General features: G+C 64.1%; 20 protein-coding genes and 1 pseudogene. 10 read left to right on the top strand and 11 right to left on the bottom strand.

The annotated features are described in order from the left end of the window. Positions 1-27 precede the first annotated feature (27 nt). Entirely contained in the window at positions 28-726 is a 699-nt protein-coding gene (locus tag DPM33_RS12975; protein ID WP_112097834.1) for an RNA polymerase sigma factor, read from the bottom strand. A 141-nt stretch (positions 727-867) separates the two neighbouring features. Continuing rightward, entirely contained in the window at positions 868-2,040 is a 1,173-nt protein-coding gene (locus tag DPM33_RS12980) for a cystathionine beta-lyase (RefSeq protein WP_112097835.1), read from the bottom strand. A gap of 482 nt (positions 2,041-2,522) precedes the next feature. Here DPM33_RS12980 and DPM33_RS12985 point away from each other — a divergent pair, with 482 nt between their 5' ends. From DPM33_RS12985 to DPM33_RS13005, 5 genes are all read left to right on the top strand, one after another. Further along, complete coding sequence (locus DPM33_RS12985) at positions 2,523-3,551, top strand: amino acid ABC transporter substrate-binding protein (RefSeq protein ID WP_112097836.1); 1,029 nt, start codon at positions 2,523-2,525, stop codon at positions 3,549-3,551. A 57-nt stretch (positions 3,552-3,608) separates the two neighbouring features. Beyond that, positions 3,609-4,796, top strand: coding sequence for an amino acid ABC transporter permease (locus tag DPM33_RS12990; protein ID WP_112097837.1), 1,188 nt, complete (start codon positions 3,609-3,611; stop codon positions 4,794-4,796). 4 nt (positions 4,797-4,800) lie between these two features. Further along, complete coding sequence (locus DPM33_RS12995; RefSeq protein ID WP_112097838.1) at positions 4,801-5,958, top strand: amino acid ABC transporter permease; 1,158 nt, start codon at positions 4,801-4,803, stop codon at positions 5,956-5,958. Between the two features lie 16 nt (positions 5,959-5,974). Further along, the gene (locus tag DPM33_RS13000) at positions 5,975-6,778 is read left to right on the top strand and encodes an amino acid ABC transporter ATP-binding protein (RefSeq protein WP_112097839.1); all 804 of its coding nucleotides are present in this window, start codon (positions 5,975-5,977) and stop codon (positions 6,776-6,778) included. Positions 6,779-6,890: 112 nt separating this feature from the next. Next, positions 6,891-7,556, top strand: coding sequence for a TIGR02117 family protein (locus tag DPM33_RS13005; RefSeq protein WP_112097840.1), 666 nt, complete (start codon positions 6,891-6,893; stop codon positions 7,554-7,556). Positions 7,557-7,794: 238 nt separating this feature from the next. Here the strand turns inward: DPM33_RS13005 and DPM33_RS13015 are convergent, their stop codons facing one another. Both DPM33_RS13015 and DPM33_RS13020 read right to left on the bottom strand, forming a co-directional pair. Next, complete coding sequence (locus tag DPM33_RS13015; RefSeq protein ID WP_112097841.1) at positions 7,795-9,027, bottom strand: FAD-dependent monooxygenase; 1,233 nt, start codon at positions 9,025-9,027, stop codon at positions 7,795-7,797. Between the two features lie 15 nt (positions 9,028-9,042). Beyond that, positions 9,043-9,288, bottom strand: a complete 246-nt coding sequence (locus DPM33_RS13020; RefSeq protein ID WP_112097842.1) for a zinc-finger domain-containing protein — start codon at positions 9,286-9,288, stop codon at positions 9,043-9,045. A 249-nt stretch (positions 9,289-9,537) separates the two neighbouring features. Between DPM33_RS13020 and DPM33_RS13025 the strand changes: the two genes are divergently transcribed. The 3 genes from DPM33_RS13025 (at position 9,538) to DPM33_RS13035 (ending at position 13,950) form a co-directional block, all read left to right on the top strand. Continuing rightward, positions 9,538-11,733 carry an RNA degradosome polyphosphate kinase gene (locus DPM33_RS13025; protein ID WP_112097843.1) on the top strand — a complete coding sequence of 732 codons (2,196 nt, stop codon included), beginning with the start codon at positions 9,538-9,540 and terminating at the stop codon, positions 11,731-11,733. Further along, entirely contained in the window at positions 11,730-13,265 is a 1,536-nt protein-coding gene (ppx, locus tag DPM33_RS13030) for an exopolyphosphatase (protein ID WP_112097844.1), read from the top strand. The genes DPM33_RS13025 and ppx overlap by 4 nt, the downstream gene beginning before the upstream one ends. Before the next feature lie 61 nt (positions 13,266-13,326). Then, entirely contained in the window at positions 13,327-13,950 is a 624-nt protein-coding gene (locus DPM33_RS13035; RefSeq protein WP_146770242.1) for a hypothetical protein, read from the top strand. Between the two features lie 129 nt (positions 13,951-14,079). Here DPM33_RS13035 and DPM33_RS13040 read toward each other — a convergent pair whose 3' ends face one another. The 5 genes from DPM33_RS13040 to DPM33_RS13060 all read right to left on the bottom strand — a co-directional run bounded on the left by DPM33_RS13040 (position 14,080) and on the right by DPM33_RS13060 (position 18,151). Continuing rightward, a complete protein-coding gene (locus DPM33_RS13040) occupies positions 14,080-14,502 on the bottom strand; it encodes a DoxX family protein (RefSeq protein ID WP_112097846.1) in 423 nt (140 codons plus the stop codon). Positions 14,503-14,612: 110 nt separating this feature from the next. After that, the gene (locus DPM33_RS13045; protein ID WP_112097847.1) at positions 14,613-15,035 is read right to left on the bottom strand and encodes a DoxX family protein; all 423 of its coding nucleotides are present in this window, start codon (positions 15,033-15,035) and stop codon (positions 14,613-14,615) included. A gap of 398 nt (positions 15,036-15,433) precedes the next feature. After that, positions 15,434-16,831, bottom strand: coding sequence for a class II fumarate hydratase (fumC, locus tag DPM33_RS13050; protein ID WP_112097848.1), 1,398 nt, complete (start codon positions 16,829-16,831; stop codon positions 15,434-15,436). Between the two features lie 234 nt (positions 16,832-17,065). Continuing rightward, complete coding sequence (locus DPM33_RS13055) at positions 17,066-17,347, bottom strand: hypothetical protein (RefSeq protein ID WP_112097849.1); 282 nt, start codon at positions 17,345-17,347, stop codon at positions 17,066-17,068. Between the two features lie 12 nt (positions 17,348-17,359). Then, positions 17,360-18,151 carry an NIPSNAP family protein gene (locus tag DPM33_RS13060; protein WP_342634338.1) on the bottom strand — a complete coding sequence of 264 codons (792 nt, stop codon included), beginning with the start codon at positions 18,149-18,151 and terminating at the stop codon, positions 17,360-17,362. A 144-nt stretch (positions 18,152-18,295) separates the two neighbouring features. Here DPM33_RS13060 and DPM33_RS13065 point away from each other — a divergent pair, with 144 nt between their 5' ends. Next, positions 18,296-18,910, top strand: coding sequence for a TetR/AcrR family transcriptional regulator (locus DPM33_RS13065; RefSeq protein ID WP_167449062.1), 615 nt, complete (start codon positions 18,296-18,298; stop codon positions 18,908-18,910). 213 nt (positions 18,911-19,123) lie between these two features. Here DPM33_RS13065 and DPM33_RS13075 read toward each other — a convergent pair whose 3' ends face one another. After that, on the bottom strand, positions 19,124-19,711 hold the full coding sequence (locus DPM33_RS13075) for a hypothetical protein (RefSeq protein ID WP_112097853.1): 588 nt from the start codon (positions 19,709-19,711) through the stop codon (positions 19,124-19,126). Positions 19,712-19,855: 144 nt separating this feature from the next. Here DPM33_RS13075 and DPM33_RS13080 point away from each other — a divergent pair. After that, positions 19,856-20,983 (top strand): annotated as a pseudogene (locus tag DPM33_RS13080) (metallophosphoesterase); the annotation flags it as partial. 66 nt (positions 20,984-21,049) lie between these two features. Here DPM33_RS13080 and DPM33_RS13085 read toward each other — a convergent pair. Next, positions 21,050-21,229, bottom strand: a complete 180-nt coding sequence (locus tag DPM33_RS13085; RefSeq protein WP_112098045.1) for a CsbD family protein — start codon at positions 21,227-21,229, stop codon at positions 21,050-21,052. Positions 21,230-21,437: the final 208 nt, after the last annotated feature.

Consider the following 21,437-nt stretch of genomic DNA (forward strand, 5'->3'; position numbering starts at 1 on the left):
GAGAGGCGCGAAACGTTCCCGGGAAAATCAGCCCTCGAAACCCAGACGCTTCATCACCGCCTGGGTCAGCCGCTCGCAGCGCCGGCCGGCGAAGGGGAAGGCGTCGAGCAGCACCGGACCGATCTCGTCATCCAGCGCCTTGCGCACCAAGGCGCGCGCCCGGTGCAGCCGCGTCTTCACGGTCTCGGGCCGCACGCCCAGAAGGTCGGCGGTCTCCTCGATGCTCAGCCCCTCGATGACGCGGGCGACGAAAACGCCGCGGTAGACATCGGGAAGGCTGTCGGTCGCCCGTTCGACGAGACCGAGGATCTGCCGCTGCGCCATCGTCCGCTCCGGATCGTCGCCTGGATTGAGGTGGGTTGGGTTCAAGGGAAACCGGATGATCTGCGCCTCCGGGTTTTCGGGCATCGCCACGAAGCGCTTGCGCTTGCGCAACCGGCCGAGCGCCTCGTTGATCACGATGCGCGACAGCCAGGTGCAAAGCGACGCCTCGCCGCGGAAGGCGTCGAGACTGGCGAAGGCGCGCATATAGGCCTCCTGTACGATGTCCTCGGCCTCGACATCGTTGCGCACCACGCCGCGCGCTATGCGGTAGAGCCGCTGGTTGTGCGTCTTGATGATGGCGCGGCACGCATCCGGATCGCGCGCCAGCGCCCGGCGCACCAGCGCCATGTCGCCGGCCTCGACCGCGCCGATTCCGGCGGCTTCAATAGCAGGCCTTCTCATCTCGCTTCGATCTCCCGGCAGCCGTTGCATCCGCGATTGGATGCGCCTGCCGGCAAAAGGTTCCCGAACTGGTTTTGCGCGGCCATGCTATCGCTTCAGCAGTGGCTTGTCCGCGGCCGCTGGCGCCTGCCGGTCGGCCTGTCAGCCGGCGGCGGCCGCCGCGGCCAGCCCGCGCAGAATGTCGGCCTTGAGATCCTCTACATCCTCCAGCCCGATCTGCAGGCGGACCAGCGGCCCGGCATAGGAGCCTTTGGCAAGGGTGCGGTCGCCGAGGAAGACCGGAACGGCGAGGCTCTCATAGCCGCCCCAGGAATAGCCGAGGCCGAAGATTTTCAGCGCGTCGAGGAAGGCGTGCTGCGCCTTCTGCCCGCCGCCGGCGAGCACGATCGAGAAGATGCCGCTCGAGCCGCAGAAGTCGCGGTTCCAGAGCGCATGGTCGGGATGGCTTTCCAGCGCCGGATGCAGCACCTGCGCGACGCCCGGCTGCGTCTCCAGCCAGCGCGCGATATCGAGCGCGCTCTTGCGGTGATGCTCGAGCCTTACCCCCATGGTGCGCAGGCCGCGCAGCACCTGGTAGATGTCGTCCGGTCCCGAACAGCAGCCGAGCGTGCAGAAGCCCTCGTAGAGCTGCTTCCAATAGGTCTCGTTGGCCGACACCGTGCCAAGCAGCACGTCCGAATGGCCGGCCGGATATTTCGTCGCCGCATGGATCGAGATGTCGACGCCGTGGTCCAGCGGCTTGAAATAGAGCGGCGTCGCCCAGGTGTTGTCCATCATCACGATGGCGCCCGCGTCATGCGCCGCCTTGGCGATCGCCGGGATGTCCTGCACCTCATAGGTGTTCGATCCCGGCGATTCGGTGAACACCACCTTGGTGTTGGGCTTGAGCAGCGAAGAAATGCCGGCGCCGATGCGCGGCTCGTAATATTCGACCTCGACGCCGAGCCGCTTCAGTATCGTGTCGGCGAAGTGGCGCGTCGGGTGGTAGACGCTGTCGACGATCAGCAGGTGATCGCCGGCGCCAAGGAAGGTCAGCAGCGGCACGGTCACCGCCGCCAGCCCCGAGGGCACCGCGATGGTGCCGGCCGAGCCTTCCAGCGCGTCGACGGCGAGCGTCAGCGCGTCCATCGTCGGCGTGCCGCGCGTGCCGTAAGTGTATTTCTGGCTGCGGCTGGCCATCGAGGCGGCGTCCGGATAAAGCACCGTCGAGGCATGCACGACCGGCGGGTTGACGAAGCCGAAATAGTCGCGCGGGTTGTTGCCGGAATGGGCAAGCCGCGTGTTGATGCCCATTTCGATGCCGTCTTTAGCCATGGTTCGTCGCCAGCCAATTGATGTAAGGGGTCGAATGATGTGAGGGGACCAGCCATAAAGCGGCGGCAAGGCCCGCGCAACCGCGCCGGGTCCGCCAAAGCCGGTCTTCCGCTAGGCCAATCCAGCGGCGCACGCGCCCAATAAAGCACCGCTATTGTCGAAGCGGATTTCGGCCTCCGACGAGGGATTCGCGACGACGCGACTTGACTGATTTGTTCGCAGCGTCTGCCGGTTTCATGGTGCTCTTGTCCGCAATTCAGGCATTTGCGGCAATTGCTTTTCAAACGTGTCGCAATTCGGTCATTTCCCTTGACCTCACGGGAATAATCGCCTTCGATGCGTTTCGTGAATGGGAGGCAGCGCATCGGCAACCGATGCGGGTCCGGGAGCGGACCTTAAGTGGGAGCTGCATTCACAAACGAAAAAAGATCAAGCGTCGCCTGGCAGCAGGGGCGCCTGTAACAGAAAAGGGTCTGTGGGTCATGAAACACATTGCAATCGGCATCCTTGGCGCCGCCGCGCTCGGGTTCATGGCGTCCGCCGCTTCGGCCGGGACGCTCGATACCGTGAAGCAGAAGGGCTTCATCCAGTGCGGCGTCTCGACCGGTCTCGCCGGCTTCTCGGCACCGGACGACAAGGGTGACTGGAAGGGCATCGACGCGGATTTCTGCCGCGCCGTCGCGGCCGCCGTGTTCGGTGACGGCACCAAGGTCAAGTTCACGCCGCTCAGCGCCAAGGAGCGTTTCACCGCGCTGCAGTCGGGCGAGATCGACATCCTGTCGCGCAACACCACCTGGACCAGCAATCGCGACAGCGCGCTCGGCCTCGATTTCGTCGGCGTCACCTACTATGACGGCCAGGGCTTCATGATCAACGCCAAGAAGCTGCCGGGCGTGAACTCGGCTCTGCAGCTTTCGGGCGCCGCCGTCTGCGTGCAGAGCGGCACCACGACCGAGCTGAACCTCGCCGACTACTTCAAGAAGAACAAGATGGAGTACAACCCCGTCGTGTTCGAGAAGCTGGAAGAGGTCAACGCCGCCTATGACGCCGGCCGCTGCGACGCCTACACCACCGACCAGTCCGGCCTCTACGGCATCCGCCTGACGCTCTCCGCTCCGGCCGACCATGTCGTGCTGCCCGAGATCATCTCCAAGGAGCCGCTCGGCCCGGCCGTGCGCCAGGGCGACGACCAGTGGGCGCATATCGCGCGCTGGACCTATTTCGCGCTGCTGAACGCCGAGGAAGCTGGCGTCACGCAGGCGAATGTCGATGAGATGAAGACCTCGACCGACCCGAACATCCAGCGTCTCTTGGGCACCGAGCCCGATGGCAAGTACGGCGCCGATCTCGGCCTCTCCAACGATTTTGTCGTCAACATCGTCAAGGCCGTCGGCAACTACGGCGAAATGTTCGAGCGCAATGTCGGCTCGGGCAGCCCGCTCAAGATCGCCCGCGGCATCAACGCGCTGTGGACCAAGGGCGGCCTGCAATACGGCCCGCCGATCCGCTGATCGAAACGTGATCCGGGAGGCAGGTGCCTCCCGGTTTCTCTTTCCAGGGGACGGTCCATGGCTTCGCAGGAAATCCTTCGCGAGGAGCCGAGCCGCGGCTCCTTCATCAATGACCCGAGAATACGCAGCCTGTTCTTTCAGACGCTGGTCGTGATCCTACTGTTCAGCTCGATCTGGTGGATCGTCCACAACGTCATCGAAAACCTCCAGCGCCTGCACATCGCGTCAGGCTTCGGCTTCCTCAGGAGCAGGGCCGGCTTCGACATCTCCGACACGCCGATCGCCTACACGTCCGACTCGACCTATTTCCGCGCGCTGGTCGTCGGTTTGCTCAACACGATCATCGTTGCCGTCGCCGGCATCGTGCTTGCCACCGTCGTGGGCTTCACCATCGGCATCGGCCGCCTCTCGCAGAACTGGCTGATCCGCAAGATCTGCACGGTCTATGTCGAGATCTTCCGCAACATCCCGCCGCTGCTGGTCATCTTCTTCTGGTATTCGGGCGTGCTCGCCGTGCTGCCGGCGCCGCGCGAGAGCATCCATCTGCCCTTCGGATCCTTCCTCAACCAGCGCGGTTTCTATTTGCCGCGCGCCGTCTGGGGGGATGGCTCATGGCTGATCGGCGTCGCATTGCTGCTGGGCATTGCCATGGCCTGGTTCGTCGCCCACAGGGCGCGGCAGCGGCAGCGGGCAACCGGACAGCAATTCCCGGTGTTCTGGACGTCGGTGGCTCTCATCGTCGGATTGCCGGTGCTCGCCTTCCTGCTGAGCGGCATGCCGCTCACCTTCGATTTCCCGAAACAGTCGACCTTCAACCTGACCGGCGGCTTCTGGATCAAGCCGGAGTTCCTGTCGCTTCTGCTGGCGCTTTCCTTCTACACGGCGGCTTTCATCGCCGAGATCGTGCGCGCCGGCATCAGGGGCGTCAGCAGGGGCCAGAGCGAGGCGGCGGCAGCGCTTGGCCTGCGTTCCGGCCCGATCCTGCGGCTGGTGGTCATTCCGCAGGCGATGCGTATCGTCATCCCGCCGCTGACCAGTCAGTATCTGAACCTGACCAAGAACTCCTCGCTGGCCATCGCCATTGGCTATCCCGATCTGACAGCCACCGCCGGCACGGTGCTGAACCAGACCGGACAGGCGGTGGAGGGCGTGTTCATCATGATGATCGCCTATCTGGTGCTGAGCCTCGTGACGTCCTTCGTCATGAACATCGTCAACGCCAGAATGGCGCTGGTGGAGAGGTAGGGCCATGCAGGAACACGATATGTCCTGGGTGCGCACCGAGATGGCGCTGGCGCAGCCGGCGCCGGCGAGGGAACGCGGCGCCTATGCCTGGGTGCGCAAGAACCTGATCGGTTCGGTCGGCGACACGGTCCTCACCGTGTTGGGCGTCGCCATCGTCCTGTGGATTGTGCCGCAGGTGATCAACTGGGCCTTCATCAACGCCGTGTGGACCGGACCGGACCGCACGGTATGCACCACCGCCTCGCAGGGCGGCATCCAGCCCGACGGCTGGACCGGCGCCTGCTGGGCCTTCGTCAACGCCAAGTTCGGCCAGTTCATGTTCGGCACTTATCCGATCGAGGAGCGCTGGCGGCCGATTCTGGTTGCCATCCTGTTCGTGGCGCTGCTTGTGCCGATGCTCATCCCACGCGTGCCGCGCAAGGGGCTGAACGCCATTCTGCTCTTTGCGGCGCTGCCGGTCGTCGCCTTCTTCCTGCTGGTCGGCGGCGTGTTCGGTCTGCCGCATGTCGAGACCCCGCGCTGGGGCGGCCTGCTGGTCACGCTCAGTCTGTCTTTCGTAGGCATTGCGGCATCCTTGCCGCTCGGCGTCATCCTGGCTCTGGGCAGGCGTTCGAAGATGCCGATCGTCAAAATACTAAGCGTCGTCTTCATCGAGACGGTGCGTGGCATTCCGCTGATCGTCGTGCTGTTCTTCGCCAGCGTCATGCTGCCGCTGTTCCTGCCTGAGGGCGTCAGTTTCGACAAATATCTTCGGGCACTGATCGGTGTCTCGCTGTTTGCCGCCGCCTATATGGCCGAAGTGATCCGCGGCGGCCTGCAGGCGATCCCGAAGGGCCAGTATGAGGGCGCCGATTCGCTCGGTCTCGGCTACTGGCAGAAGATGAGCCTGATCGTGCTGCCGCAGGCGCTGAAGCTGGTGATCCCGGGCATCGTCAACACCTTCATCGGCATGTTCAAGGACACCAGCCTGGTGCTGATCATCTCGATGTTCGACCTGCTGGGCGTGGTCAAGCAGAATTTCGCCGACGCCAACTGGGCGACGCCGCAGACCGCGAAGTCCGGCCTGATCTTTGCCGCCTTCGTATTCTGGCTGTTCTGCTTCGGCATGTCGCGCTATTCAATGTACACGGAACGCCGGCTCGACACCGGCTACAAACGATAAAAAAGGGGAATTGGCCATGTCCACCGAAAACGCCGTCAGCGCGGAAGACCTCAAGGTCAATACCGGCAAGATGCATGTCTCGACCACCGATGTCGCCATCGACATCGTCGGCATGCACAAATGGTATGGCGAGTTCCATGTGCTGAAGGACATCAACCTCAAGGTCATGCGCGGCGAGCGCATCGTCATTTGCGGTCCGTCCGGCTCCGGCAAGTCGACCATGATCCGCTGCATCAACCGGCTGGAGGAACACCAGAAGGGCAAGATCATCGTCGACGGCAAGGAGCTCACCAACGATCTGAAGAAGATCGACGAGGTGCGCCGCGAGGTCGGCATGGTGTTCCAGCACTTCAACCTGTTCCCGCACCTCACCATCCTGGAGAACTGCACGCTGGCGCCGATCTGGGTGCGCAAGATGCCGAAGAAGCAGGCGGAAGAGATCGCCATGCATTTCCTCAAGCGCGTGAAGATCCCGGAGCAGGCCAACAAGTACCCTGGCCAGCTCTCAGGCGGCCAGCAGCAGCGCGTGGCGATCGCGCGCTCGCTGTGCATGAACCCGCGCATCATGCTGTTCGACGAGCCGACCTCGGCGCTCGATCCCGAAATGATCAAGGAAGTGCTGGAGACGATGGTGGGCCTGGCCGAGGAAGGCATGACGATGCTGTGCGTCACCCACGAGATGGGCTTTGCGCGCAAGGTCGCCAACCGCGTGATCTTCATGGATCAGGGCCAGATCGTCGAGCAGAACACGCCGGCCGAGTTCTTCGATCATCCGCGCCATGAGCGCACCAAGCTGTTCCTCAGCCAGATCCTGCACTGAACGGACGCGCCATATCGATTTCGAGAAGCCCGGCCGCCTCGGTCGGGCTTTTTTGCGTTCGGACGATCGGGTAAGGATCGCTCCGTCAAATGCGACGGAACCGCCGCGCCCGATGAGAAAATTCCTGCGTTTCCTGGCGATGCTGGTTGCCGCGATGGCGCTCGCCGCCGGGCTCGGCACGCTGGTGCCGCGTCCGCTCTGGCCCGCCGCCGCGGGAGGCGAGGGCACGCGGCACATCCTGGTGCTGAAGAACCCGATCCACACCGATATCGCCGTTCCTCTCGATGACGGCGTGCGCCGGCGCTTCGCCTTCCTCGCCGATGCCGGCCTGCCGATAGAGGCCACGGATGCGCGCTACATCGTCTTCGGCTGGGGCGGCCGAGCCTTCTATCTGCAAACGCCGACCTGGTCGCAAGTGAAGGCCATGCCGGTGGTGAAGGCGCTGACCGTCGACGCTTCGGTGATGCATGTCGATATCGCGGGAGCGATCAAGGAGCCGCATCCCGATGTCGCCGGCTTCGACATCGACGCGGCGCATTTTTCGGCGCTGCTCGATTATATCGCGGCGAGCTTCCAGCAGGGGCAGAACAGGCCCGTGGTCATCGAGGATGCAGGCTATTCAACCTATGACCGTTTCTACCAAGCCAACGGCCATTTCAACGCGCTGGTTGGTTGCAATACGTGGACGGCGGGAGGTTTGCGCGTGGCCGGCCTGCGTACGGGATGGTGGAACCCGTTGCCGGTATCGCTTTGGTGGTCGATGGGGCTGTATAACTAAGCGCTTGAGGCAGTTTGCTAACGCCTCGTTCCTTCGCGCCCCCCTCTGTCCTGCCGGACATCTCCCCCACGAGGGGGGAGATCAGATGTCGCGCCGGATTTCGCCAATCTCCGACATTGCAGGACGAGCGCCAGCGCCAAGGCTGCCAATCTCCCCCCAAGTGGGGGGAGATGTCCGGCAGGACAGAGGGGGGCGCTGTCCCGCCAGCCTATCCAACTTTTCGCCCGCTAGGCATCCGCTACCGCCGCACCACCTTCCGCTCCTCCCACCCGTACAGCCAGTCCAGATCGGCCGCGAGCTTCTCCGCCGGCCGGGCCGTCAGCACCAGGTTGCGGGCAACCGCCACCGGCCCGCGGGCGTGCCAGGCGAGGCGATTGAGCGCGCCGCGCTTCAGCACTCTTTCGACGCGCGGCCGTCGAAGATTCTCCCACACGGTCAGGCTCTGCTTCAGGTCGCCCGGAAAATCGGCGACCAGATTGGCGAGCATCGAAGCATCCTCGATCCCCATCGCCGCGCCCTGCGCCGCGAACGGCGTCATGGCATGCGCCGCGTCGCCGATCAGCGCGATGCCCTCCGGCATCGTCCAGCGCCGCTGCTCGACCGTATGGATGGGGAAGGCCGTCCATGGGCCGGCGAGCGCCACCAGCCTCGACAGCGATGCCGCCGTGCCGCGCATGGCGCTTGAGAGGATGGCGGGGTCGGCGTGGCCGGACCAGCCTTCGGCGATGCGCTCACCCTTGGTGAAGGCGGCAAGGTTGAAGGCGCTGCCCTTGCTCACCGGATAGGCGACCATGTGGAAGCCGGGATGCAGGAAGGTGGTTACGCAGTTGTTGGCCCCGATTTGCGCAAAGGCCTGGCCGGCGGTGCTCTGTGCCGCAATCGTCGCGCGCCAGGCGAGCTCGCCGGAGAAGCGGCTTGCCGCGAAGCCGGCCGTCCGGGCAAGTCTCGCGCGAACCGAGGACCACACGCCGTCCGCGCCGACCAGCATGCCGCCCGCGACCTCGGTGGCCTTGCCGTCGGTCTCGACCGTCGCGGTCACGCCTTGCGGGTTGATCGCCATGCCGGTCACCCGCGCACCGGTGACAAGCTCGATGTCTGGGCGTTCGGCCACTGCTGCCATCAGCGCCGCCTGGAGATCGGCGCGATGCGCGGCGAGATAGGGGGCGCCCCAGCGGCTTTCGCCAGCCGCTCCAAGCGGCACGCGCGCCAGCTCGCGCAGGCTTCTTGCGTCTTTCAGCACCACCGCTTCCGGCCGGATCGCGTTGGGCAGCAGGCAGTCGAGCACGCCGAGCCGGCGCAGGATTCGGGTCGCGTTGGGGGAAAGCTGTAGGCCGGCGCCGGCCGCTTCGAGCTGTTTTGCCTGCTCGAACAATGTCACCGGGAAGCCGCGCTCGGCAAAGGCTAGCGCCGCCGTCAGCCCGGCGATGCCAGCCCCGGCGATGACGACTTGCCGGGACCGTGTCTCAGTCATGAGCGGGGAAGGAGGTCAGGCGGCCTGGTCGACATAGAGGCAGCCCGCGGGCTGCGTTTCCGTCGCCTTCAGCGACGGCGAATAGCGGTAGAGCGTCGAGCAGTAGGGGCAGACCTTTTCATTGTCGTCGCCCATGTCGAGGAACACATGCGGGTGGTCGAAAGGCGGATTGGCGCCGGTGCACATGAACTCCCTGACGCCGATCTCGATGACCGGATGGCCCGCGTCGTTCTGGAAATGGGGGATGCTACCGCCTGCCATCGTCGTCTCCAATTGGGTTCGGCCAGTGGGTGTGACCAGCCTGCATCTGGAGCATAACAGGCCAGTTTGCAAGATCGATGAAATCAAACTGTCGCAAAAGGCTGGCAGAGGATAAGTTGAGCCGGTTAAGCGCATGCGGCTGGGCACGGAGCGATTCCGTGACCGATCATGCGTCACAAACAAATGTTAGAGCGTCGCCGGACGGCAATATGCGGCGCTCCTGGAAAGTTGCGGGCAGAGCGGGAAACCATGAACGAACTGAAGCCGGTGCAGAGCGAGTTCATCACCGTCGAGGCTGCGAGCCCCGATGGCGGCAATCCCGACCGTTTCGTCAACCGCGAGTTCTCCTGGCTGCAGTTCAACCGCCGCGTGCTGGAGGAATCGCTGAACGAGCGTCACCCGTTGCTCGAACGCGTCCGCTTCCTGTCGATCTCGGCCGCCAACCTCGACGAGTTCTTCATGGTCCGCGTCGCCGGCCTCGCCGGCCAGGTGCGCGAGGGCATCGCTCTGAAGAGCCCGGACGGACGCACGCCCGAGCAGCAGCTCGAGCAATTGCTGCGCGAGGTCGAGCGCCTGCAGGAGGACCAGCAAAAGAGCCTGTCGGCGCTGATGGTCCTGCTCAACAAGGAGGGCATCGAAAGCATCACCCGCGATGCGCTCACCAAGGATGAGAAGGCCTGGCTGGAAGATCATTTCCAGGAGCAGGTTTTTCCGGTGTTGACGCCGCTGTCGATCGACCCGGCGCATCCGTTCCCGTTCATCCCCAATCTGGGCTTCTCGATCGCGCTGCAATTGCGCCATCGTAAGAACGGCGAGGAGATGAGCGCGCTCTTGCGTCTGCCGGTGGCCCTCAAGCGTTTCATTCGCTTGCCCGACCGCAAGCATCATATCCGCTTCATCCCGCTGGAGGAGGCGGTTGGCATCTATATCGGCAAGCTTTTCCCCGGATATGAGGTCAAGGGCTCCGGCACGTTCCGCATCATCCGCGACAGCGATATCGAGGTCGAGGAAGAGTCCGAAGACCTGGTGCGGCTGTTCGAGACGGCGCTGAAGCGCCGTCGCCGCGGTTCGGTGATCCGCATCGAATTCGACACGCTGATGCCGGCTCAACTGCGCGATTTCGTCGCCGGCGAGCTCGGCGTCTCGTCGAGCCGCATCAGCGTCTTGACCGGCCCGCTGGCGCTCAACCAGATCTCCGAGATCGTCGCCATCCCGCGCGACGACTTGAAGTTCACGCCCTACAATCCGCGCTTCCCCGAGCGCATCCGCGAGCATGGCGGCGACTGCCTTGCCGCCATCCGCGAGAAGGACATCGTCGTCCACCACCCTTACGAATCCTTCGACGTGGTGGTGCAGTTCCTGCGCCAGGCGGCCGCCGATTCCGAAGTGGTGGCGATCAAGCAGACGCTCTACCGCACCTCCAACGACAGCCCGATCGTGCGCGCGCTGATCGACGCCGCCGAGGCCGGCAAATCGGTGACGGCATTGGTCGAGCTCAAGGCGCGCTTCGACGAGGAGGCCAACATCCGCTGGGCGCGCGACCTCGAACGCGCCGGCGTCCAGGTCGTGTTCGGCTTCCTGGAGCTGAAGACGCACGCCAAGATGTCGCTGGTGGTGCGCCGCGAGGACGGCAAGCTGCGCAATTACGTGCATCTCGGCACCGGCAACTACCACCCGGTCACCGCCCGCATCTACACCGACCTGTCCTTCTTCACCACCGACCCGACGATCGCGCGCGATGTCGCGCAGATCTTCAACTTCATCACCGGCTATGCTGAGCCGGCCGAGGAGATGCGCCTTGCGGTGTCGCCGTTCACGCTGCGCAATCGCATCCTGAAGCATATCGCCGAGGAGATCGCCCATGCCCACGAAGGCCGGCCCGCGCGCATCTGGATGAAGATGAACGCGCTGGTCGATCCGACCATCATCGACGCGCTCTACGACGCCAGTCGTGCCGGCGTCGAGATCGACCTCGTCGTGCGCGGCATCTGCTGCCTCAGGCCGCAGGTGCCGGGCCTTTCCGAGAACATCCGGGTGAAATCGATCGTCGGCCGTTTCCTGGAGCACAGCCGCATCTTCTGCTTCGGCAACGGCCACGGCCTGCCGTCGGACGAGGCGGTCGTCTACATCTCGTCGGCCGACATGATGCCCCGCAATCTCGACCGCCGTGTCGAGACCCTGGTGCCGATCACCAATCCAACTGTGCATGAACAGGTGCTTGGCCAGATCATGCTGGGCAATATCATGGACAACCAGCAAAGTTTCGACGTGTTGGCTGACGGGACCTCCCGGCGCGTCATGCTGGAGGAGGGCGAAGAGCCGTTCAACGCGCAGGAATATTTCATGACCAATCCGAGCCTCTCCGGACGGGGTGACGCGCTGAAATCGCATGCACCCAAGCGCATTGCCCAGTTCAAGCGCCGCAAGAAGAACGGCGCCGCGTGATCTCAGTTTCCCAGGGCCGGCTTCAGGACCGGCGGCCGCTGTCGATCATCGACATCGGATCGAACTCGATCCGCCTTGTCGTCTATGAGGGGCTGGCGCGCTCGCCGACGCTTTTGTTCAACGAAAAGATGCTGGCCGGCCTCGGTCGCGGCATCGTTTCGACCGGCAAGCTCGACCCCGAAGCGGTGACGCGCTCGATGGAGGAATTCCGCCGTTTTCGCGCGCTTTCGGACCAGGCGGGCGCCGAGCACATATATGTGCTGGCGACCGCCGCCGCGCGCGAGGCGGGCAACGGCCCCGATTTCATCCACCGTGCCGAGGATGTGCTGAAGACCGAGATCCGCGTGCTGACCGGCCGCCAGGAAGCCTATTATTCGGCGCTCGGCGTCATTTCCGGCTTCCATCCGGCCAACGGCATCGCCGGTGACCTTGGCGGCGGCAGCCTCGAGCTGATCGACATCAGCCGCGAATCGATCGGCGACGGCATCACGCTGCCGCTCGGCGGCCTGCGCCTGCAGGACATGGCCAAGAACTCGCTCGTCCAGGCGCAGAAGATCGCGCGCCAAGAACTGGCGCGGGCAAAGCTGCTCAAGGGCGGGCAGGGCAGGGTCTTCTACGCCGTCGGCGGCACCTGGCGAAACCTCGCCAGGCTGCATATGGAGATGACCAACTACCCGCTCGGCGTCATGCATCACTACGAGATATCGGCCGACAGCGCGCTGACGTTTCTCAAGCAGGTGGCCAGGGGCGAGGTAGAGAAGGTGAGAGGCATCGAGGGCGTCTCCAAGAACCGCCGCTCGCTGCTGCCTTACGGCGCCGTCGTGCTGCAGGAGATCATGGCGGCGATGCAGCCGTCGAAGATCGTCGTTTCGGCGCAGGGCGTGCGCGAAGGCTTTCTCTATTCGCTGCTCGACGCGGAGGAGCAGAAGTCCGACCCGCTGATCTCGGCGGCCGAGGAACTGGCTCTCTTACGCTCGCGCTCGGTGCACCACGCGCACGATCTCGTCGAGTGGACCGGCAAGGCGTTCAAGGCCTTCGGCATCGACGAGACCGAAGACGAGGCGCGCTACCGCCATGCCGCCTGCCTGCTCGCCGATATCGGCTGGCGCGCGCATCCGGAATATCGCGGCCGGCAGTCGCTGAACATCATCGCGCATGCCTCCTTCATCGGCGTCGACCATCCCGGCCGCGCCTATCTGGCCCTGGCCAACGCCTACCGTCATGACGGCATCTTCAACGACGGCATCGCGCCCGAGATCAAGGCGCTGGCGCCGCCGCGCCTGCTCGAGCGCGCCCGCACGCTCGCGGCGATGATGCGCGTCGTCTACCTGCTGACGGCGGCGATGCCGGGCGTGATGCCAAGGTTGAAATGGGAAAGCCGCGGCAACGGCGCGCTGGCGCTGGTGCTGCCGGCCTCGCTTTCCGACCTCTATGGCGAGCGGCCGGCCGGCCGGCTGGCGCAGCTGGCCCGCATCACCAACCGCCGCCTGGTGCTGGCGGTCGAGGGCGGCCCGAGCGTTTCGGTGAAGTGAGCATCGCCAACAGCTAAGGCTGGTGGATCGAAGAGAGCGCCGACCGGGGATGGAGACGTCCATGAACTTCAGTCAGATGCTGCTGGTGGCGCTTTCGGCTTGGTGTTTCCTCGGCATCGGGTCAGCCGAGGCGCAAACACTTTTCACGCTGTCTGTCGTGTCCAAGGGGACGTTCAAATTCGATCAGGCCTATCCGATAGGTCCTTTCGGGAAACTTCCGTTCAACTTCCATGGTGTCCGGCCGCCGAACCCTCGAAAGGGAGAGACGATAAATTACTTCGTCTTCAAACCAAGTGAAGACGTGATCGCATCGATGAAATCGATGTCCAAGGACAGGCTGTTTTCAACGATTGAGCCATGCTCATGGGGCATCGACAAAACCCTGTCTGAACGAGCCCAGATGATCGGCGGCGAGCTTCGGTCCATTCTGGGGCGGACCGATCTATTACCCTATCTGAAAAGAAAGGGCCTTATCGAGTCGGATGGTTACATCTATGTCCCGATAGACGCCAACCTCCGCAATTACGTCAGAAGCGGCACCGAGTATGGGTATGAGTGGGTGCAGGAGGCGGGGCGAAAAAAGCAGCTCTGTCTTCATATCGGCGTCGGTCGGATGGGATATGGCGCCTTTGCCTCGCAGCCCATAAATGTGAGCCGCCTCGCCAACTTTGTCTTCTTCGACTGACGGAGCCCCTATTCGCGGCGGTGATCTATGCCGGCAAATACAATTGCCTTGGGCGCCTGGGTGAGGCCGACCCGTATCTGGCGCGAGATCATTGTGGCAAATCTTCTGCGTGCCTGAAGCGCAAACTCGTCAGGTGACGTCGGCGCCAACGCCTATATCGCGCCCGTCGGCCGACCACGCGCCGGCGCCGGCCATGGCGAGCGCCAGGAACCCGCCGGCAATGGCGATGTCCTTCATCAGCATCTGCTGGTGCAGGAAAGCGAGCGTGGCGTCGTCGGCGCCTTGGCCATAATGGCCGATGAAACCGGCGACCACGCAAAAGGCGGCAAGCAGCAGCGCCACGATCCGTGTCTGGAAGCCGATCAGGATCAGCAATCCGGCGATCAACTCGAACAGGCCGGTGCCCCAGGCGGCCAGGGTCGGCAGGGGCAGGCCGAGGCCGGCGAAATAGCTGGTCGTGCCGGCGATATTGGTGAGCGCCTGGAAGCCCGAGGGCACGAACAGCGCGGTGAGCAGCAGTCGCGAAATGAGAAGCAGTGCGTTGCGGAACATGGCCACCTCCCTTGCCGTCTGCGACGCAGTCTACGCCCGCAATGGAAAACGAAAAAGCGGCGCGGAAAATTCCGCGCCGCTTAGTTTAGGCAGTCTGGGAGGAGAAGAAATCAGGCGCGCTTGGCGTCGATCGAAAAGGCGCCGGCGCCGGAGGAGGCGAGGAGGATGAAGCCGCCGGTGATGGCGAGGTTCTTCAGGAACTGGATCATCTGCATCTGGTCGGCCCAGCCGGTGTGAGCGACGAGCCCGGTGGCGATCGTAAAGATGGCGAGCACCCAGGCGGCGATGCGGGTCTGGAAGCCGACGAGCACGGCAAGGCCGCCCAGCAGCTCGATCAGGCCGACGACGATTGCCGTGACGGTCGGCAGCGGCAGGCCGAGGCCGCCGAAATAGGCCGCGGTGCCGGAAATGGCGGTGAGCTTGCCGAAGCCGGAGAGCAGGAAGATGACCGCGAGCAGGATGCGGCCGAGCAGGATCGTGGTGGAGCTGTTGGACTGGGCGCCGGTACCGGCGACGGAAGAGTTGATGGACATGGCGGTTCTCCAAACGGGTTGAATGCCCAGTCAGATAGACGATGCGGACTGTTCACCAAAAGCCGCCTATGTGGCGACACATTGTTCACAGAGCCTATGTTCTATGGTTCTGAAGCCGGCGCGAAATTCATGTCGTCAGAATCGGCAACGGGAGCAAATTCTCCCACCGCAAAATCCCTCTCGCCTCGTCATCCACGGGCGAAGCAAGGTGCGAAGCGACGCGGCGCAGACCCGAGGATCCATGCCGGGACTTCAAAGCAGCCGCCGCGGTGTAGGTTCTGCTCCGCTGGGATCCACGCCGGAGGTCACGGAGTGAGTTCCAGGTCTTCGCGACGGAGCTCCGCTCCTGCTTCGCCCTGGAATGACGACGCCGCGAGGTCGGCCGAAACGACGAAGGCTTACCCCGGATGCGTCATGTCCTCGGGGCGCACCAGCCGGTCGTAATCGGCTTCGCTGACCAGTCCGGTGGCCAAGGCTTCCTCGCGCAAGGTCGTGCCGTTCTTGTGCGCGGTCTTGGCGATCTTGGCGGCGTTGTCATAGCCGATGGTCGGAGCCAGCGCCGTCACCAGCATCAGCGAGCGGTTCAATGCTTCACGTATGTTGTCTTCCCGCGCGGCGATGCCGACCACGCAATTGTCGGTGAAGGACACGGAAGCATCCGCCAGCAGCTGCACCGATTGCAGGAAGTTGTAGGCCATCAGCGGATTGTAGACATTGAGCTCGAAATGGCCCTGGCTGCCGGCGAAGGTGAGCGCGGCATTGTTGCCGAACACCTGCACGCAGACCTGCGTCAGCGCCTCGCACTGGGTCGGGTTGACCTTGCCCGGCATGATCGAGGAGCCCGGCTCGTTTTCCGGCAGCGACAGCTCGCCGAGGCCCGAACGCGGGCCGGAGCCGAGCAGTCGGATGTCGTTGGCGATCTTGAACAGCGCCCCCGCCGCCGCGTTGATCGCGCCATGCGAGAACACCATGGAATCGTGGGCCGCCAGCGCCTCGAACTTGTTCGGGGCGGTGACGAAGGCGATGCCGGTGATCGACGCGATGCGGTCCGCCACCTTTTCGGCGAAGCCGACCGGCGCGTTGAGGCCGGTGCCGACGGCGGTCCCGCCCTGCGCCAGTTCCTGCAGGCCGGGCAGCGTCTGCTCGATGCGCCTGATCGACGAGGCGACCTGCGCGGCATAGCCGGAGAATTCCTGGCCGAGCGTCAGCGGCGTGGCGTCCTGCGTGTGCGTGCGGCCGATCTTGATGATGTGGTTGAAGGCGCGCGCCTTGGCGTCGAGCGCCTTGTGCAGATGGTGCAGGGCCGGGACCAGGTGATGCACGACCCGCTCGGCGCAGGCGATATGCATGGCCGTCGGATAGGTGTCGTTCGACGACTGGCTCATATTGACGTGGTCGTTCGGATGCACCGGCTTCTTCGAGCCCATGACGCCGCCGAGCATCTCGATCGCCCGGTTGGAGATCACCTCGTTGGCGTTCATGTTGGACTGCGTGCCCGAGCCGGTCTGCCACACAACCAGCGGGAAATGCTCGTCGAGCTTGCCCTCGATCACTTCCTGCGCTGCGCCCACGATCGCCTTGCCGATCGCTGGATCGAGCCGCTTCATTTCCATGTTCACTTCGGCCGCGGCGCGCTTGACGATGCCGAGCGCGCGCACGATCGAAGCCGGCTGCTTTTCCCAGCCGATCTTGAAATTGCCCAGCGAACGCTGCGCCTGAGCGCCCCAATAACGGTCGGCCGCGACCTCGATGGGACCGAACGTATCGGTTTCGGTTCTGGTCTTTTGAGCGCTCACTGGAAATCTCCGGTCTGTCGATTTGGGCAAGGGCCTATCGCGTTGCACAAAAGGCATCAAGCGGAGATTGCGGGCGGGAACAGCGCAAATCGTTTGAGATGGGTCAATCTCCCCCCTCATGGAGGAGATGCCCGGCAGGACGGAGGGGGGGCGCGGAGGATCAGGATTGCCCATCGACAATCCCCCCGCCGCCTTCGCCGAGACCATCGGCCGGACTTTCGGCGAAGGCTGAACTCAGCCGAACATGGAGCGCAGCATCGACATCGGGTCGTCGATGAAGCCCAACGCATGCAGGACCATCGCTATCGCGAAGGCGACGATCAGGACTCGGCTGGCGATGGTGAAGGCAAAGCCCAGCGGGTTGCTGTCGATCTCGAAACGATAGATGTCATCATAGGCCACGCCTGAGGACAGCGATCTGCATATGCCCCAGACCCCCGCCAGGGCCAGAAGGCCGAAGACCGTTGCGGTGAACCATTGCGGCATGAGCGACATCCAGTTGGATGGCGGCACCATAGGCCTTGTCGATTAAGCAATCGCTGATGTGCCGAGCAATGAACGCGCGGTCGGCGAGAGCCGCAGCACTTCTGTTGGCCGCGCCAGGCTCTGTTCGGCGGATCGCTGGAAAGCCTGCAGGGCAGGCGAGGCGGCAAGTGGTGCCCGGCTGAAGGCGTGGCGAGCCTCGTTGTCGAAGCCGGTGGCGGACAGGAAGACGTTCTCGCCTATCCGCACCGGCAGGCGCGGGAAGGTGTTTTCGGAGCTCTCCGTCACGAATGCTCCCAGCAGGCGAGCGCCGTTCGCTGCAAGCTGCGGAACCGCTTCTGTTCGAAAGCGCTCGGTGAAGCCCGCTTCCTCGCCTGGCCGCAAATGATGAATCGAAACCTCAACAATACCGCCTAAAGCGTTTTCAGAATTTGGTTTTCCGGCTTCGGCGGAGGTTGACCTTCGCCGCCCCGACAAGTCGAACCCCGCACCCTGCCATGCCGGCTTCAAGAGCAGCACGTCGTCGGAATCGATCATCGTCGCGTTGGCGGCGTCGCGATGCGCTGCCCAGACCGGCCCGCCATAGAAGGCGGTCAGCGCATTTCTCCGCGCCTCCATGTCCTCGAAGCCGCGCAGCCATACGAACATGTCGGGGCGGTCGAGATCGCGGAATTGGCCGATGACGGTCATGCCGGTCGCTTCCTGCGTTTCGACGAATTCCCGGTCGAACAGTGCGATCAGCGTTTCGCACTGTCCGGGCTTCAGCGTGTATTGGCGGAACTCCACAATCGGCGAGGCAAGGCGCGGGGAAGTTTCGTTTCGAACAAGATCCATCATCGGTTCCAAAACAGGGTAATCGTCCTGTTGGTAAAACAGACCGGTTGTCCTGTTTTGTCAATCTGCTATCGTTGAGGAATGTCAGGAGAGTTTGCAAAGCGTCCGGCATCTCGGCGCAGAAAGCGCACCAACGACCCGGAGGGCATGCGCCGGCGCGTGCTCGACGTGGCCGAAGACTCCTTCCAGGCGCGCGGCTATCACGCTTCGAGCCTCGGCGACCTGATGGCGGCGGCCGGCGTCACCGGCGGCGCGCTGCACCATCATTTCCCGACCAAGAAGGCGCTGGCGCTGGCAGTGATCGGGGAGCGGGTCGCGGCGGCGGTCGAGAAGACCTGGATCGAGCCGGTGCTTGCGGCAGCCTCGGCCCGCGAGGGCGTTCGCACTGTGTTCGGGGCGGTGGCGGCGGAGCTTGAGCAACAGGGCTATGTGCGCGGCTGTCCGCTCAACAATTTGGCGCATGAACTGTCGCTGGCCGACGACGAGTTTCGGTCGGCGCTGGCCGGAATCTTCGCCGGCTGGCGGCAGACCATTGCGGACAAGATGCGGGCTGACCAGACGAATGGCGGGGAGGGGGGGGTTGACCCGGATCGCTTCGCGGCGCTTGCCGTCGCCGCCTATTCCGGCGCCATGTCGATGGCCAAGACGTCACAGGATGCCGGGGTCTTGCGGGAGTGCTTGAAGGGATTGGAGAGCGTCCAGCCGCCGCCGAGCGGACCGGCAGCGAGGCGCCGCCGCAGGGTGTTGGTGCACATCCGGTAATTATTCCGTCATTCCCCGAGATGCTTCTGCATTCGAGGAATACAAGGTCGCGCTTGGGTAGGTGGCATTGCCCCTGCTGGCCCCCCAGCTCCCCTGATGACCCCAAAGCGGGTGCTGTTCGGAGATTTCCAACTCGTATTGCCTTTGCAGGGCCGCTCGGAGGCCCCCGTCCTGAAGTTCGAACCACCGACTGCGATAGTCTATCGCCATGCCTCACTCCTTCAGCGGCTTGATCGTCTCGAACCCCACCTCGCTCTGCGCGCTCGTGCCTTCGTCGTAGCGCCGCGCCAGCACCGCTTGCAGGTCCGGCGAATAAAGCGCGGTGAAACTGTCGATCACATTGCCGGAATCGCCGGTGATAGTCTCGTCGACCACCAGCACATTGTATTTGCAGTCGCCGAGCTTGTAGCTGTCCTTGCCCTTGACCGTCACCGCCAGCGTTTCGGTGCCCTTCGGCGGCTTCTTCGACGACAGCCGCACGAAATCGATCTTGCTTTTGGCGTCGGCCTTCAGCGGGAACAGCTTCTTCAAGTCGCCGAGCGGGATCATCGACAGCCGTCCGGTGTCGCTGTCGCGAAAAACCTCGATCAGCCCGGCATAGAGATACTGCGTCTGCGGCGAGTCCGACTGGTATTTGTTGGCGACCGCGACCATGCCGCCCGGCGCCGGGCGGAACTCGCTGCTGATACCCGCCTTTTCGAGCACGAAGCCGGCTTTCGCGGATTTGGCGTCGATGCAGTCCGCGGCCTGCGCGGCGCCGGCGAGCATGGCGAGCGTCATCCCGGTTGCAACGGTTTTCATGCCTTCCTCCCCTGGGTGCATTCCGGAAGGAATGACAGACCCCCGCCTTGCTGTCGACCCAAGAGCTTTTGATGCCAAGGCATCAAAAGTCTCGAGCGCGCCAAACTGGACGAAACGGCGTCGAGCATGTTCAATCATTTGACGATGAATCGCCCTTCGCCGCCAACCACTTCGCGCCGCATCTTCATCGCCCGCTTGGGCGGCCTCGCCGCCGCCTGCGCCTTGCCGCGCGTGGCCTTCGGCCAGACCGGCAAGCGCATCCAGCCGGTCGACGCCACCTTCCTCTTCATCGCCGATATCCACGCCTGCCGCATGGCGAGCGGCTTGAGTCCTCATTGCGCGCAGGAGGGTAAGACCGACGCCGCGCTCCTGCGCAACGTCGCGGCCCTGAACGCCATTGCCGACAGGGAGTGGCCCGCCGAGATCGACGGCGTTTCCACCGGCCTGCATTCGGCCGGCACCCGCATCGGCACGCCGCTCGGCCTCGTCACCGGCGGCGACATCACCGACGATGGCGGCGGCCAGGTCACCGAGCCCAGCGAAGGCACGCAGCTTCTGCAGTTCTCGCAGCGCTATCAGCAAGGCGTCGGGCCGGACCGCGTCCACATCCCCGTCTATGTCGGGCTCGGCAACCACGATCTCGACCAGAACGGCTCGCGGCCGCATGTCGACTGGTATCGCCGCGAACTGCGCGACTATGTCGAGGTCAACCATCGCCCCGGCGTGTTCTTCAAGCCGCCGGTGCCGGCCACCGAATACGACGTCGACACCGATTGCTATTCCTGGGACTGGGGTGGCCTGCATCTCGTCCAGACGCATCGCTTCGCCGGCGACACCGGCCATGGCGCGCCGAGCAGCCTGCCCTGGCTGAAGCAGGACCTCGCCACCTATGCCGGCGACGGCCGTCCGGTGATCCTGTTCCAGCATTATGGCTGGGACACGTTCTCGACCGAGCGCTGGGATCCAGTGAAGCGCACCTATGACGACGATGGCGCCGGCCGCCCGCATTGGTGGGGCGACGCCGACCGCCAGGCGCTGCTGGCGGCGATCAAGGGCTACAACGTCATCGCCGTCTTCCACGGCCACCAGCACGAGGTGCCGATGATCTACCAGCGTGACGGGCTCGATCTGGTCAAGCCGAAGGCCGCCTATATGGGCGGTTTCGCGCTGGCCAGGGTCACGGCCGACAACATGGATGTGGTGCTCGGCGAAGCGGCCGGTGACCATGGCGAGATCGTCTTCACCAACGCCTTCGCCAAGCAATTCCAGACGGAAAGAGGCCGCCTCGCGGCGGCCTCTTTCCGTGCGCCTTGTTACCAAGGCAAAATGGCTCAGGGACTAGAACGCCTTTTTGACCTTGTCCTTCACGTCGCCATAGGCCTTCTGCACCTTGCCGGCGAGCTTGTCGGCAGCGCCTTCTACCTGGGTCCGCCGGTTGCCGGTGGCCTTGCCCGCCGCCTGCTTGACCGAACCCTTCATCTGCTTGGCAATACCGGCGACCTGATCCCTGTTCACCATGCGCGCATCTCCTGGGTCTCAATGGGAGCTGAATGCGAGAGCCGCATCCGGGTCTCATAACGTGCCGAACCGGTTTGGGTTCCCGACCCCGGCGACGTCTTTGCGCCGACGGTTGCGTCGCGCGACGCAATCCGGTTAGGCTTCGCCGCGGCTGCGAGTGAGGGCGGCCGGGGGGAACCTTGTTTTGCGTCTTCGCGTGGCCTTTGTC

Origin of the sequence: Mesorhizobium hawassense (assembly GCF_003289945.1) — a bacterium.
GTDB lineage: Bacteria > Pseudomonadota > Alphaproteobacteria > Rhizobiales > Rhizobiaceae > Mesorhizobium > Mesorhizobium hawassense.

Coding starts and splice junctions, on each gene's coding strand:
- DPM33_RS12975 (WP_112097834.1), bottom strand. CDS start 726: ATGAGAAGGCCTGCTATTGAAGCCGCCGGAATCGGCGCGGTCGAGGCC.
- DPM33_RS13065 (WP_167449062.1), top strand. CDS start 18,296: ATGCGCCGGCGCGTGCTCGACGTGGCCGAAGACTCCTTCCAGGCGCGC.
- DPM33_RS13085 (WP_112098045.1), bottom strand. CDS start 21,229: ATGGTGAACAGGGATCAGGTCGCCGGTATTGCCAAGCAGATGAAGGGT.
- DPM33_RS12990 (WP_112097837.1), top strand. CDS start 3,609: ATGGCTTCGCAGGAAATCCTTCGCGAGGAGCCGAGCCGCGGCTCCTTC.
- DPM33_RS13020 (WP_112097842.1), bottom strand. CDS start 9,288: ATGGCAGGCGGTAGCATCCCCCATTTCCAGAACGACGCGGGCCATCCG.
- DPM33_RS12995 (WP_112097838.1), top strand. CDS start 4,801: ATGCAGGAACACGATATGTCCTGGGTGCGCACCGAGATGGCGCTGGCG.
- DPM33_RS13055 (WP_112097849.1), bottom strand. CDS start 17,347: ATGGTGCCGCCATCCAACTGGATGTCGCTCATGCCGCAATGGTTCACC.
- DPM33_RS13075 (WP_112097853.1), bottom strand. CDS start 19,711: ATGAAAACCGTTGCAACCGGGATGACGCTCGCCATGCTCGCCGGCGCC.
- DPM33_RS13005 (WP_112097840.1), top strand. CDS start 6,891: ATGAGAAAATTCCTGCGTTTCCTGGCGATGCTGGTTGCCGCGATGGCG.
- DPM33_RS13040 (WP_112097846.1), bottom strand. CDS start 14,502: ATGTTCCGCAACGCACTGCTTCTCATTTCGCGACTGCTGCTCACCGCG.
- DPM33_RS13025 (WP_112097843.1), top strand. CDS start 9,538: ATGAACGAACTGAAGCCGGTGCAGAGCGAGTTCATCACCGTCGAGGCT.
- DPM33_RS13045 (WP_112097847.1), bottom strand. CDS start 15,035: ATGTCCATCAACTCTTCCGTCGCCGGTACCGGCGCCCAGTCCAACAGC.
- DPM33_RS13035 (WP_146770242.1), top strand. CDS start 13,327: ATGAACTTCAGTCAGATGCTGCTGGTGGCGCTTTCGGCTTGGTGTTTC.
- DPM33_RS13060 (WP_342634338.1), bottom strand. CDS start 18,151: ATGATGGATCTTGTTCGAAACGAAACTTCCCCGCGCCTTGCCTCGCCG.
- DPM33_RS12985 (WP_112097836.1), top strand. CDS start 2,523: ATGAAACACATTGCAATCGGCATCCTTGGCGCCGCCGCGCTCGGGTTC.
- DPM33_RS13015 (WP_112097841.1), bottom strand. CDS start 9,027: ATGACTGAGACACGGTCCCGGCAAGTCGTCATCGCCGGGGCTGGCATC.
- DPM33_RS13000 (WP_112097839.1), top strand. CDS start 5,975: ATGTCCACCGAAAACGCCGTCAGCGCGGAAGACCTCAAGGTCAATACC.
- DPM33_RS12980 (WP_112097835.1), bottom strand. CDS start 2,040: ATGGCTAAAGACGGCATCGAAATGGGCATCAACACGCGGCTTGCCCAT.